The 12,749-nt window shown below is 73.2% G+C and carries 10 protein-coding genes; 7 read left to right on the top strand and 3 right to left on the bottom strand.

Annotated elements, in window-relative coordinates; translation table 11 throughout:
- The first annotated feature begins 9 nt into the window (after positions 1 to 9).
- The 4 genes from ACGF15_RS28795 to ACGF15_RS28780 all read left to right on the top strand — a co-directional run bounded on the left by ACGF15_RS28795 (position 10) and on the right by ACGF15_RS28780 (position 6,244).
- The gene (locus ACGF15_RS28795; RefSeq protein WP_392803203.1) at positions 10 to 765 is read left to right on the top strand and encodes a TIGR03089 family protein; all 756 of its coding nucleotides are present in this window, start codon (positions 10 to 12) and stop codon (positions 763 to 765) included.
- A gap of 324 nt (positions 766 to 1,089) precedes the next feature.
- Positions 1,090 to 2,427: an LCP family protein gene (locus ACGF15_RS28790; protein WP_392803200.1), complete on the top strand. Its 1,338-nt coding sequence runs from the start codon at positions 1,090 to 1,092 to the stop codon at positions 2,425 to 2,427.
- Positions 2,428 to 2,646: 219 nt separating this feature from the next.
- Positions 2,647 to 4,452: an LCP family protein gene (locus ACGF15_RS28785; RefSeq protein ID WP_345615191.1), complete on the top strand. Its 1,806-nt coding sequence runs from the start codon at positions 2,647 to 2,649 to the stop codon at positions 4,450 to 4,452.
- A gap of 112 nt (positions 4,453 to 4,564) precedes the next feature.
- The gene (locus tag ACGF15_RS28780; protein ID WP_392803235.1) at positions 4,565 to 6,244 is read left to right on the top strand and encodes an LCP family protein; all 1,680 of its coding nucleotides are present in this window, start codon (positions 4,565 to 4,567) and stop codon (positions 6,242 to 6,244) included.
- A gap of 117 nt (positions 6,245 to 6,361) precedes the next feature.
- On the opposite strand, the gene ACGF15_RS28775 is transcribed toward ACGF15_RS28780, so the two are convergent.
- Positions 6,362 to 7,378, bottom strand: coding sequence for a glycosyltransferase family 2 protein (locus ACGF15_RS28775; RefSeq protein WP_392803197.1), 1,017 nt, complete (start codon positions 7,376 to 7,378; stop codon positions 6,362 to 6,364).
- 227 nt (positions 7,379 to 7,605) lie between these two features.
- Here ACGF15_RS28775 and ACGF15_RS28770 point away from each other — a divergent pair, with 227 nt between their 5' ends.
- Positions 7,606 to 8,970, top strand: coding sequence for an LCP family protein (locus tag ACGF15_RS28770; RefSeq protein ID WP_345615219.1), 1,365 nt, complete (start codon positions 7,606 to 7,608; stop codon positions 8,968 to 8,970).
- A 67-nt stretch (positions 8,971 to 9,037) separates the two neighbouring features.
- Here the strand turns inward: ACGF15_RS28770 and ACGF15_RS28765 are convergent, their stop codons facing one another.
- Positions 9,038 to 9,586: an acyl-CoA thioesterase gene (locus tag ACGF15_RS28765; protein ID WP_345615189.1), complete on the bottom strand. Its 549-nt coding sequence runs from the start codon at positions 9,584 to 9,586 to the stop codon at positions 9,038 to 9,040.
- A 119-nt stretch (positions 9,587 to 9,705) separates the two neighbouring features.
- On the opposite strand from ACGF15_RS28765, the gene ACGF15_RS28760 reads away from it, so the two are divergent.
- Positions 9,706 to 11,010 (top strand): LCP family protein, encoded by a 1,305-nt coding sequence (locus tag ACGF15_RS28760; protein WP_392803193.1) that lies wholly within the window; start codon positions 9,706 to 9,708, stop codon positions 11,008 to 11,010.
- A 121-nt stretch (positions 11,011 to 11,131) separates the two neighbouring features.
- On the opposite strand, the gene ACGF15_RS28755 is transcribed toward ACGF15_RS28760, so the two are convergent.
- The gene (locus ACGF15_RS28755) at positions 11,132 to 12,283 is read right to left on the bottom strand and encodes a LuxR family transcriptional regulator (protein WP_345615187.1); all 1,152 of its coding nucleotides are present in this window, start codon (positions 12,281 to 12,283) and stop codon (positions 11,132 to 11,134) included.
- 186 nt (positions 12,284 to 12,469) lie between these two features.
- Between ACGF15_RS28755 and ACGF15_RS28750 the strand changes: the two genes are divergently transcribed.
- The gene (locus ACGF15_RS28750; protein WP_345615186.1) at positions 12,470 to 12,658 is read left to right on the top strand and encodes a hypothetical protein; all 189 of its coding nucleotides are present in this window, start codon (positions 12,470 to 12,472) and stop codon (positions 12,656 to 12,658) included.
- Positions 12,659 to 12,749: the final 91 nt, after the last annotated feature.

Here is a 12,749-nt window from a genome sequence, read left to right as displayed (position 1 = left end):
CTTGCGCGGGTGAACTCCAGCGATCGCACCCCGGCCGACCTGCTGCGATCCGCGCTGGCCGCGGACCCGGCACGCCCCTTGGTCACTTTCTACGACGATGCCACCGGTGAGCGGGTCGAACTGTCCGTCGCCACCTTCGCCAATTGGGTGGCCAAGACCGCCAACCTCCTCCAGGGCGACCTCGCCGCCGAGCCGGGCGAGCGGGTCGCCCTGCTGCTGCCCCAGCACTGGCAGACCGCCGTGTGGCTGCTGGCCTGTGCCTCGGTGGGCGTGGTCGCCGACGTCGGCGGCGACCCGGCCGCCGCGGACCACGTGGTGGCGGGTCCGGGGCAGTTCGACGCGGGGCGGGCCTGCCGGGGGGAGCGCGTCGCGCTGTCCCTGGCACCGCTCGGCCGCAGGTTCCCGAGTCCGCCCGAGGGGTACGCCGACTACGCGGTGGAGGTGCCCGGCCAGGGCGATGTCTTCGCCCCCTTCGCGCCGGTGGACGCGGACGCCCCCGCGCTGGCGGTCGGCGGCTCCGAGGAGCTGAGCGGGACCGAACTGGTGGACCGGGCACGCGAGGACGCGGCGCGCAGGGGGCTCAAGCCGGGCTCCCGGCTGCTGTCGGGGCTCCCCTGGGACGGGTGGGAGGGCCTGTCGGCCGGGCTGTACGCGCCGCTGGCCGCAGGGGCGTCGGTCGTCCTGTGCCGGAACCTCGTCGCGTTGCCGGACGGCGGCCTGGCGCAGCGGGTCGACAGCGAGCGCGTCACGCACACCGCCCGCTGAGCGTCCGCGCGCACGGGACGTCCTCAGCGCAACCCGTCCGTATCCCGCCCCGCCTCGCTGAGCGTCCGCCCGCGGCGCGGGCGCGCTCCCCGTGTCGCGGCACGGGGAGCGCCGGCGTTCCCGCCGGCGGGGAGTCCGGCGAATCGGGGCCGGACACCCCCCAAGTGGCGCATGCCCGGCCCGGGCCTCCCGGGCCGGAACTCAACTCCGGTGGATGATCGGCGACAAGCGTGCTTCACCGCACAACCAAGCGCCGGGCTCGGCCGTCTAGACGGGCGACTGGCGGCCCAGCTCGCTGCCGATGCCATGAAGGATGGACCACACGTGACGGACAAGGCTGGCACGCCCGGAGACGGGAACGCGGGCCCGCAGGAGGACCCCGACGCCTCCGCCGGGGACGCGGACCCGGGGGCCGACCGCGGGCGCCCCGCCGCCCCGGGCGCCGGGGACGCGGCGCAGGCGCAGGACGGCGAGGAGCAGGACGCCGACGCCTCCGGCGGCGCCCCCGGGGACGCCGGCGGCACCGTGCCCGGCCCCCCGCACCCCGAGGGCCCCGGTCCCAGCGGCCGGTCGCGGTACTGGCTGCGGTGGGCCGCGTTCGGCACCTCGATCGTGGTGCTCGCCGCCGCCGGTGCGGGCTGGTGGTTCTACCGGAAGCTGGACGCCAACATCACCACCGACACCTCCGCCGCCCACGAGCTGGAGGTCTACGAGCGGGAGCGCCCCACGCCCGCGGAGACCGGGGCCCGGAACATCCTGCTCCTCGGGTCCGACACCCGCGAGGGCGAGGGGAACGACCGCTACGGCAAGGACGAGGCGGGCAGCCAGCGGTCCGACACCACGATCCTGCTCCACATCTCCGCCGACCGGCAGAGCGCGACCGCGATGTCCGTGCCGCGCGACCTGATGGTCACCATCCCCAGCTGCGGCAAGCCCGACGGCACCCGGACACGCGAGCAGGTGGCGCAGTTCAACTGGGCCTTCCAGTTCGGCGGGGCGGCCTGCACCATCCGCACGGTGGAACGCTTCACCGGAATCCGCATCGACCACCACATGGTCGTGGACTTCCGCGGGTTCAAGGACATGGTGGACGCCGTGGGCGGCGTCGAGGTGTGCCTGGAGGAGCCGATCGACGACAAGGCCGCCCGCCTCGAACTGCCCGCAGGCCGCCAGACGCTCGACGGGGAGGAGGCGCTCGGCTTCGTCCGCGCGCGCAAGACGCTCGGGAACGGCAGCGACACCGAACGGATGGAGCGCCAGCAGCAGTTCCTCGGCGCTCTGGTGAACAAGGTGCAGAGCAACGGCGTGCTGCTGAACCCGGCCCGGCTCTATCCGGTCCTGGACGCGGCCACCGGGTCCCTCACCACCGACCCGGGTCTCGACTCCCTGAAGGAGCTGTACGACCTGACCCGGTCGATTCGGAGCGTACCCAGCGAAAAGGTGCAGTTCCTGACGGTACCCCGCCAGCCCTACCACCTCGACCCGAACCGGGACGAGTTGGTCGAGCCGGAGGCGAGCGAGCTCTTCGAGCGGCTGCGCGAGGACATCCCGGTCACCGTCGTACCGAAGGAGGAGAAGGAGCGGGAGCGGGCGACGGGCCAACCCCCCTCGCCGGATCCGACGTTCTCGGGCACCACCGCGGCCGAGGGCATGTGCGGGTAAAGCCATGGCCAAGCACACACCCACAGCTCAAGCGGATTGCGCGAATTGCCCGGTTGTAAGACGTGAGGAATTTGTCACGGTCGTCGCCCCACGCTGAACAGGGCGGATACTGTGACGCGACCCGGTGCTCCCGACCGCGTCGCGCACCAGTGGATCGAAGGACCGAGCGCCTGTAGGGGGAGGCGCCCGCGTGGCACCCGACGGAGGACTCAGGCAACCGTGGATGCGCAGAACCGTGGACAGGCGGATGAGATCGACCCCGCCGACCAGTGGGTGCTGAACCCGCAGACGGGTGACTACGAGCTGCGACTGGACCGTTCCGGTACGCAGTCACCAGCTTCCTCCAGCGGGACCGCGGGCGCAAGGAGAACGGCGAGGAACGCCACCGCGGGCGGCGGCCCGCAGGGCACCGCCACCCGGCGCAGGACTCCCTCCCAGACCCCTCGCGGCACCCGGGAGAGCACTTCCCGGCAGGGCCGGGGCGACCGCCCGGCGGAGGTCCCCGGCCAGCGGAGCCGCCGGACGGCCGGGGGCGCGGGCGACCGGGTGCCGCCGGGGGCCGGGCGCCGCAAACGCAGGCCGGCGAAGCCGCGGAAGAAGCGCGTGCTGGGGTGGCTCGGGGCCGCCCTGGCGCTGCTGATGGTCGCCACGGCCACCGCGGGCTACCTCTACTACCGGCACCTGAACTCCAACATCACGTCCGTCGACGACGACGGTGCCGGTACCGGGGGCTTCAGCAAGGACCGCGCGATCAACATCCTGGTGATCGGTACGGACAAGCGGACCGGTGACGGCAACCAGGGGTACGGCGACAACGACAGCCCGGGGCACGCGGACACCACCGTGCTGCTGCACGTGTCCAAGGACCGCACCAACGCCACCGCGCTGAGCATCCCGCGCGACCTGATCACGGACATCCCCGACTGCCCCACCACGCAGGAGGACGGCACCACCAAGGTCATCCCCGGCGAGTCGAACACCCGCTTCAACACCAGCCTGGGCCAGTCGGGCCGTACGGCGAGCTGCACGATGCGCACGGTCACCGAGATGACCGGCATCCCCCTGGACCACTTCATGGTGGCCGACTTCAACGCGGTGAAGACGCTGAGCTCGGCCGTGGGCGGCGTACCCATCTGCCTGGCCAAGGACATCGACGACCCGAAGTCCCATCTGAAGCTGGCCGCGGGAGAGCACGTCATCGAGGGGGAGGACGCGCTGGCCTTCGTCCGCACCCGGCACTCGGTCGGCTTCGGCGGAGACCTGGACCGGATCAAGATCCAGCAGCAGTTCCTCAGCGCGCTGATGCGCAAACTCAAGTCCAACGACACGCTCACCAGCCCCACCAAGCTGGTCAGGCTGGCCGAGGCGGGCACCAAGGCGCTCACCGTCGACTCCAAGATCGACGACATCATGAAGCTGCGCGACCTGGGGCTGGAGCTGGGCAAGTTCGACATGAAGAACCTCACCTTCGCCACCGTGCCGGTGCTCGACAACCCGGCGGAGACGGTCAAGGCCACGGTCGTGCTCGACACCTCGAAGGCGGAACCCCTCTTCTCCATGGTCAAGAACGACGTCTCGCTCACGGAGGTCGAGCAGAAGGAGAAGGCGGCGAAGGCCGCGAAGCCCGGCCCGCTGGACGGGGCGCGGGCCGAGGCGGCGGACGTCCGGGTGGACGTCCTCAACGGCGGCGGGCCCACGGGCGCCGCGCAGAAGACCCTGGAGTGGCTGCAGAACTCCGAGGGCGTGCTGAAGTCCACCAACAAGGGCAACGCACCGGCGAAGGTACCGGCCACCCGGCTGGAGTACGCGCCCAACCAGGCCGACCAGGCACGCAAGCTCGCGGACCTGATGGGTCTGCCGGCTTCCGCGCTCGTGCAGGGCACGGCGGACGCCGAGGGGCTGCAGGCGATGACGCTGACGCTGGGACCCGACTTCAGGGGCGCGGGGGTGCCCCTCACCGGCCCGGCGAAGCTGCCGGAGGACGTGTCCCAGGTCCAGGCCGACAAGGCGGTCTGCGCCGAGTAGCGGCGCGACCCGCTTCCGCCCGGCCCGCGAGGAGGCCGACCGGGCGAGCAGGAACACGGACGGGCTCACAGGGGGGCCCGGATACAGGGGGCTGAGGGTGGGACGGAGCAGGGTGCGCGAGGAGGGGACGCGGCAACGCGGACCGCACACGGGCGGTTCCGGCAGGGACCGGGAGCCGCACGAGGTCGGGGCCCCCCGGGTCCCGGGTGCCCGCAGGGCACCGGAGGCCGAGCAGGACGCGCCGGACGGGGACGGGCCCCCGGCGGAGTCCGGTTCACGGCGGCACGGACAACGCGGCCGCGCCAGACGCGGCAGACGGCGCATAGGCCGCTGGGTGGCCGTGTCGGTGTCGGTGCTGATCCTCGGCACCGCAGGTGCCGGCTATGCGTACTACGCGCACCTGAACGGCAACATCCGCAAGGGCGAGCGGAGTTCCGCCGACTCCGACGTCCGCAGGGCCGCCCCCAACGCCGCGGGCCAGGTGCCGCTGAACATCCTGCTGATCGGCTCGGACAGCCGGAACTCCGAGGCCAACCTGGAGCTCGGCGGCTCGAAGGAGAGCGTGGGCGCCAAGCCGCTGGCGGACGTGCAGATGCTGCTGCACGTCTCCGCCGACCGCAGGAACGCCTCGGTGGTCTCCATACCGCGGGACACCAAGGTCGACATCCCCCGGTGCACCGACCCCGGGAGCGGGGAGGAGTACGCGGCGACACGGGGCCTGATCAACACCACCCTCGGCCGCGGCGGGCCCGGATGCACCCTCGCCACCTGGCAGGAACTCACCGGCGTCTACGTCGACCACTGGCTGATGGTGGACTTCGCCGGCGTCGTGGCGATGGCCGACGCGATCGGCGGCGCCGAGGTGTGCGTGAAGGACAACGTCCACGACGGCCCGAAGCCCGGCGTCCCGGGCGGCTCGGGGCTGCGCCTGGAGAAGGGCACCTGGCCCGTCCAGGGCGAGCAGGCCCTCCAGTGGCTGCGGACCCGCCATGCCTTCGAGAGCGACATCGGGCGCTCCAAGGCGCAGCACATGTACATGAACTCGGTGATCCGCAAGCTCAAGGACCAGAACGCCTTCACCGACACCGGGCACCTGATGGACCTGGCCGAGACCGCGACCGAGTCGCTCACGGTCTCCCGGGAGATCGGCACGGTCAGCAAGCTCTTCGACCTCGGCATGACGCTCAAGGACGTGCCGACCGACCGCATCGCGATGCTGACCATGCCGCGGGTGCCCGACCCCGCGAACCCCGCCGCCCACGTGCTGCCGGCGCCCGGCGAGGCGGACCGCCTGTGGGAGATGCTGCGCGAGGACCTACCGCTCGACGGCAAGCCGGGGGCGAAGAAGCCCGCACCCGCGGCCACCGCGTCCGAGGACCCTGCCGCGGCACCCGCCGACATCGGCGTGATGGTCCGCAACGGGACCGGGGCCGGCGGGGCCGCGGTCCGGGGCAGGGCGGCGGCCGTCGCGGCGGCACTCGACGGCAGGGGCTTCACCGGGGCGAGGACCGACCGGACGCCGGAGGCCGAGCGCCGCACCCAGGTGCTCTTCCCCAGCGCCGACCTGGAGGGCGACGCCCGGGCGATCGCCGCGGCGCTCGACGTCCCCGGCAGCGCGGTGCGCACCTCGACCGAGGTCTCGGGGGTGACCCTGATCGTCGGCGCCGACTGGCGCACCGGGGACACCTTCCCCAAGGCGGACCCGGTGTCCGGCCCTCCGGAGAACACGGAGACCGTCATGGGCGACGACGAGGGCGCCTGCATGGACATCTACGCGCCGTACCGCTTCTGACGGGGCGGCGCCCGGACGGCGCACGGGTGCCGGGAGCACGACGGCGCGGGCCCGCGTCCCACGGCAGACGTGGGGACGCGGGCCCGCGCCGTCGGTGTGCGGTGCGCCGGGGCCGGGTCAGGCGGTGACCGCCCCGGCGGCGGGGCGGCGGCTCGCGATGACCTTGCGGGCCAGCGAACGGGGGCTGGTGAGGAAGCCGTAGCCCCAGGACATGTGCATCGTGGCCAGCGCCACGGGGATCCGGAGACGGGCCTTCAGGGGCAGCCCCCGGCCTGCGGGGACGGAGCCGGCGGCGATGGCCGCGAGATAGCTGGCGGGCACCGCCAGCGCCCACGGCGTCAGCGCCACCCCCGCCACGAGGCCCGCGGCGATGGCGCACACGGCGGTCGGCGGCGCCAGGTAGCGCAGGTTGATGGAGCCCTGGTGGTAGCGGGCGACCACATGGCGCCAGCGCCCGTAGTCCTTGTACTGCTTGGCGAGCGCCCGCACCGAGGGCCGCGGGCGGTACTGCACCTTCAGCTCCGGCGAGAACCAGATCAGCCCGCCGGCCTCGCGGATGCGGAAGTTGAGCTCCCAGTCCTGGGCGCGGATGAACTCCACGTTGTACCCGCCCTGCTGCTCCAGCGCCTCGCGGCGGAAGACGCCCAGGTACACCGTCTCCGCCGGGCCGGCCTCGCCACCGGTGTGGAAGGCCGCGTTGCCGACGCCGATCCGGGAGGTCATGGCCGCGGCGACGGCGTCCTCCCAGGCGTTCTCGCCCTCGGCGTGCATGATGCCGCCGACGTTCTGCGCGCCCGTCTCCTCCAGCAGCCGCACCGCGGTGGCGATGTAGTTCGGCGACAGCATCCCGTGGCCGTCCACCCGCACCACGATCGGGTGGCGAGAGGCCTTGATCGCCGCGTTCAGCGCGGCCGGGGTGCGGCCGGTGGGATTCGGCACGGTGTGCACGCGGGGGTCCTCGCGCACGAGCTCGGCGGCGATCTCGTCGGTGCGGTCCGTGGACGGCCCGAGGGCGATCACCACCTCCATCTCGCCCGCGTACTCCTGGGCGAGGATGTGGCGGACCGCGTTGCGCAGATGCCGCTCCTCGTCGAGGACCGGCATGATCACGGAGACAGGGGGCGTGGCGTTCATCGCCGCCACGTTACCGCGAACGGGGGATGCGGCGGCGCGGCGGCCGGTGGCGCTGATCGTATGGACCTACGGTGCTCGGGTTCCCCTGTCCCCCGCGGAGGTGTCCCGTGCCCCCACCGCCCCGCCGCCCCCGCCGCCCGGCCCCCGTCCCGCAGCGGCGGCCCGGACGGCGCCCGGCGGCCCGGCCCGTGCGGCGCACGCCCGGGGTCGGCCGCCCCCGCTGGGGGATGCGCGTGGCGACCTCGCTGTCGGTCCTGGTGCTGGGGGTCGGGGGCATCGGACACGCGGTGGTGACGGGCCTGGAGAGCGGCATCGAGCGCGTCGACCCGTTCCGCGACATGAAGAACCGGCCGGACGGCGGGCGGGGGACGAACCTCCTGCTCGTCGGCACCGACGGGCGGGAGAAGATCACCGCCGAGGAGAAGAGGAAGTACCGGCTCGGCGGCGCCGGCTGCCGCTGCACCGACACCATCATGCTCGTGCACCTCTCGGCCGAACGGGACCGCGCCAGTGTGGTGAGCCTCCCCCGGGACAGCTACGCGGAGATCCCGGAGCACACGGACGCCACCACCGGCGAGCGCCACAAGGCGCACCCGGTGAAGCTGAACGCCGCCTACTCCGAGGGCGGGCCGGCCCTGACGGTGCGCACCGTGGAGCACATGACCGGGGTGAAGATCGACCACTACCTGGAGGTCGACTTCACCAGTTTCATGCGGACCGTGGACACCGTCGGCGGGGTGGAGATCTGCACCACCCGCCCGATGAAGGACTCCCACACCGGGCTCGACCTGCCGGTCGGCTCCCATCGGCTGGGCGGCGGCGAGGCCCTGCAGTACGTGCGCTCGCGGCATGTGGACGGTGCGGCGGACCTCGGGCGGATGCAGCGCCAGCAGCGGTTCATGGCGGCCCTCATCCACCAGGCGAGCAGCAGCGGCGTGCTGCTCAACCCCGTCAAGCTGCGCTCGGTGGCCTCGACGGTGCTCGACTCGGTCAGGGCCGACAAGGACTTCGGCACCGAGCAGCTGCTCTCCCTGGGACGGGCCATGCGCGGCTTCTCCGCCGCCTCCTCGGAGTTCACCTCGGTGCCCGTCGGCGACGTGAGCCACCCGGTCAAGGGCATCGGCTCCACGGTGAAGTGGGACACGGACAAGGCCGAGAGGCTGTTCCGGCTGCTGCGCGAGGACAAGCCGCTGACCCCGCCGCGTCCGAAGGTTCCCGCGGCCGCACCCGTGGACGTCGCCCCGCAGCGGATCCGCGTGCAGGTCTACAACGGCACCCGCACCGACGGACTGGGCCACCGCGTCGACGAGGCGCTGCGGGCCACCGGGTTCGACACCACGCGGACCCCGCGGAACGGTGGCGACGGCTCGGTCGAGCGCACCTACATCAGCTACGACCCGCGCTGGGACCGCTCGGCGAAGTCGCTCCGGACGGCACTGGGCGGCTGCGAGCTGCGGGCCGCCAAGGGCCAGGGGCCGACGATGAAGGTGATGGCGGGGGAGGACTTCGACGGGGTGACCGCGGTGCGCGCCGAGGAGCGGCGGCAGGGCGAGTTCGGGGCCGTGACCGGCGACCAGGTGGTCTGCCCCTGAGCGCGGGCGGCGGACGGCCTCCCGGGGCGCGGGCCCCGGACCGTCCTCGGCGCGCTCCCGGTGCCGCTCAGGCGTCCATGCCCTCCGCGGCGCGCTTCTCGCGCAGCTCCCTGATGGCCCGGCGCCGCGCCAGGCGGTGGGTGCGCCGGATCTGCGCCTCCTGGTAGCGCCTGCGGTCGCGCTCCGTCTCCGGGACCACGGGCGGTACCGGACGCGGCTTGCCGTCCGCGTCGACGGCGGCGAAGACCAGGTAGGCCGAGCCGACCTGGGTCGCGGGCGTCGACTCGTTCCAGCGTTCGGCCATCACCCGGACGCCGACCTCCATGGAGGACCGGCCCGTCCAGTTGACCTGCGCCCTGACGTGGACCAGGTCACCGACCCGGACGGGCTCCAGGAAGACCATCTCGTCCATGGAGGCCGTGACGGCGGGGCCTCCCGAGTGGCGGCCCGCGACGGCCCCGGCCGCGTCGTCCACCAGCTTCATGATCACGCCGCCGTGCACCGTGCCGAGGAGGTTGGTGTCGTTGCCGGTCATGATGTGGCTGAGGGTGGTGCGGGACGCCGAGGTCGGCTTGCCCGGAATGCCGCTGTCCGGGCGCTGGGCCTGATCTGTCATGCCGTCCACCCTATGCCGGGACACGAGGTGGTCCGCATTGCATCAGCTTCGCTACAGGCCCGGTGTGATCCATCACCCACTCTGTCGGTGCGGACCGGCCCGGCGGCACACTGTTGCGCATGAGTGACTGGCATGGGGGCCCCCGCCGCGGTGACGCCGGGGGCGGATGGACCGACGACGGCGGCGGCGACGGCCGCGGCTACGGGCGCGGCAGCGACGGCGCCCAGCCCGAGGGCGCCCGTGTGATGCGCCACGTCCAGCGGCCCGCCCCGCCGCCCCGCCCGTCGGCGCCGCCGCCGCAGCCGTCGGTGCCCCCGCAGCAGCGTGGACGCACCCGGGAGGGCTACGACAGCGGCTACAACACGGGCCAGGTCTACGGGACGCCGGCGGGCGGCGGGCGGGTCCCGCCGCAGGGCGGCGACCCCTCCCGGCGGCCCGGCCCGCCCCCGGACTGGCGGCGGCGGATCAAGATCGGTTCGATCGTCGCGCTGGTGGCCGTGCTCGGCACGACCATCGGGACCTACTTCTGGGCGGACTCCAAGGTCCGCCGGGAGGTGGACCTCTCCAAGGTCGTCGAGCGCCCCGCGGAGGGCGACTGCACCACGTATCTGATCGTGGGCTCGGACAGCCGCGAGGGGCTGTCCGCCGAGGAGCGGAAGAAGCTGCACACCGGTTCCGCCGAGGGCAAGCGCACCGACTCGATGATGGTCCTCGCCGCCTGCGGCAGCGGGAACACCATGATCTCCCTGCCCCGGGACTCCGACGTGGAGATACCGACCTTCGTGGGCTCCGAGTCGGGCAAGACCTTCCCGGGCACGGGCCGCCGGGTGAAGCTGAACGCCGCCTACGCCGAGGACGGCCCCGAGCTGCTGGTGCGGACCGTGGAGCACAACACCGGCCTGCGGATCGACCACTACGCGGAGATCGGCTTCGCGGGCTTCGCGGGCATCGTCGACGCGCTCGGCGGTGTCGAGATGGACATCGAGAAGGGGTTCACGGACAAGAACTCCGGCGCGGACTTCGAAGCCGGGCGCCAGACCCTCGACGGGGAACAGGCCCTCGCTTTCGTCCGCACCCGGTACGCCTTCGCCGAGTCGGACCTGGCGCGGACGAAGAACCAGCAGAAGTTCCTGTCGGCCCTGGCCGGCCAGGCCGCGACCCCGGGCACGATCCTCAACCCCTTCCGGATCTACCCCGTGATGGGCGCGGGCCTGGACACCCTGATCGTCGACAAGGACATGTCCCTGTTCGACCTGGGGGAGATGTTCTTCGCCATGAAGGGCGTCACGGGCGGTGAAGGTACCGCGATGAACATGCCGATCTCCGGCAGCCGCGGCGGGAACCTCGTCTGGGACGAGGAGAAGGTGCGCCGGCTGGTGGAGCAGATCCGCAACGACGAGAAGGTCACCGTCACCGAGAACTGACAGGGCTCCCCGAGGGGCCCGCCCGGGACCGGACGCGGCCCCGGGCGGGCCCCTCCGCTGCTCCGGCGGGGCGGGCCCGGGCGGGCCCCTCGCGGCTCCGGCGGGGCGGGCCCGGGGCGCGTCAGTCCCCGGTGGCGGCGCGCGGGGGCCCCTCCCCTCCCCCGGGGGGTACGCCTCCCGTGCGCAGGGCGAGGAGGTAGCCCGCCTGGAAGCGGCTCTCGGCGCCCAGTTCGCTCATCAGCTCCGCGATGTGCCGGCGGCAGGTCCGCAGCGACATGCCCAGGCGGCGCGCGATCACCTCGTCCTTGGCTCCGCCCGCCAGCCGGCCTGCGATGGTGTCCTGCAGCTGCGTGGCGGTGGCCGTGGTGTAGGAGGCCGAGAACGGCTCGGCGAGGCTCCACGCGCTGGCGAAGACCGAGCACAGGAACGCCACCGCCGACGGCTCGCGCAGCACCACGGCCGCGTCCGGGTCGTCCCAGACCGGCAGGAAGGCCGTGGCCCGGTCGAACACGAGCATCTTGCCGAACAGTTCACCGAGGGTCCGCACCTCCGCCCCGGCCTCGGTGACGGCCCGGACGTACTCCTGCGTGCCCGGGCTGTAGCGGGCGGTGTGCTGGTACAGGGTGCTCAGACGCACCCCGCGCCGCAGCATCTCCAGGTCGCGGGGGAGCGCGCGCTCCAGGTAGGCGGGGGGACGGCCGCCGCCGGGCTGCACGGCGAGCACCTCCTCGGTGGCGCGCGCCGCGGCGTCGGAGATGAGCAGCATCACGCGGTCGCGGGACTCGACGACCTCGACGGCGCCGGAGTCCGCGCCGCGGCGGTAGGTGTCCTCGTAGAGCGGGATCAGGGCGCTCAGCCGTGCCCGGGTGCGCTCCAGTACCTCGAGGCGGCGGCGCAGGGCGTTCTCCTCGGGTCCGACCAGTTCGGCCGCGGCCGTGTAGGGGCTGACGGCCCGCAGCAGGCCGCTCCCGGGAGGGTCGTGCGGGTCCTGGGCGGCGAGCCGGTGCAGCAGCAGAGTGCCGGCGCCCTCCCTCGCCTGGGCCCCGGTCAGATCGAGGGCGGCCGCCAACTCGTCTGCGGACGCCGGGCCCTGCTGGAGCAGGCGGGTGTAGATCCGCAGGGCCAGGGGGTCGAGATCGGAAGGGTCCGGTTCAGGGGGCGGCCCTCCGGTGCGCCGGGTGCCGGGGCCCCGGGCACCGGGGTGCTGCGCCTCGGGACACGGCCTCGGGGGCGGTAACGCCGCCTCCGCTCCGCACGGCATCCCCTTTTCCATGGTTGTACCCAAAATGCCACCCCTCCCTTTCCTGCAGGCACGTTGCTGAGGGCCGGACCCTGTGGACCGCGAAAGGGCCGCCGATGGATTCTTGAGGAGCCGGAGAGAAAGACCCCGAGAACCTCCGAGAACCACCGATGACCACCGGCTTTCCCGTTCGGAACTCACTTCTCCCAGGAGCACGGCATGTCCTTCACTCGGTTCCTTTGTGCGGCGGCACTGGCCGTCGGCGTATCCGGTGCCGCCGGCGGCGCGGTCGCGCAGGCGGTGTCCGCCGAGCCCCCGGCCTCCCGGGCCGCGGCCGTCGGCGACTGCACCACCCCCGGGGACACCGAGTGGCGCAGGCCCGTGTCCCAGTGCCCCCCGACCGTCTAGGGCCTGTCCGGCGGATCTTTGAGTGGTCTGGTGCTCGTGGCCGTGTTGTTGGTCATGGGGCGTGGTGATCTGACGAACGCGGAGTGGTCCC

The organism is Streptomyces sp. NPDC048001 (assembly GCF_043203115.1).
Classification (GTDB): Bacteria; Actinomycetota; Actinomycetes; order Streptomycetales; family Streptomycetaceae; genus Streptomyces; species Streptomyces sanyensis.
This window is presented reverse-complemented; position numbering and strand designations above follow the sequence as displayed.

Coding starts and splice junctions, on each gene's coding strand:
- ACGF15_RS28750 (WP_345615186.1), top strand. CDS start 12,470: ATGTCCTTCACTCGGTTCCTTTGTGCGGCGGCACTGGCCGTCGGCGTA.
- ACGF15_RS28755 (WP_345615187.1), bottom strand. CDS start 12,283: ATGGAAAAGGGGATGCCGTGCGGAGCGGAGGCGGCGTTACCGCCCCCG.
- ACGF15_RS28775 (WP_392803197.1), bottom strand. CDS start 7,378: ATGAACGCCACGCCCCCTGTCTCCGTGATCATGCCGGTCCTCGACGAG.
- ACGF15_RS28760 (WP_392803193.1), top strand. CDS start 9,706: ATGAGTGACTGGCATGGGGGCCCCCGCCGCGGTGACGCCGGGGGCGGA.
- ACGF15_RS28770 (WP_345615219.1), top strand. CDS start 7,606: ATGCGCGTGGCGACCTCGCTGTCGGTCCTGGTGCTGGGGGTCGGGGGC.
- ACGF15_RS28765 (WP_345615189.1), bottom strand. CDS start 9,586: ATGACAGATCAGGCCCAGCGCCCGGACAGCGGCATTCCGGGCAAGCCG.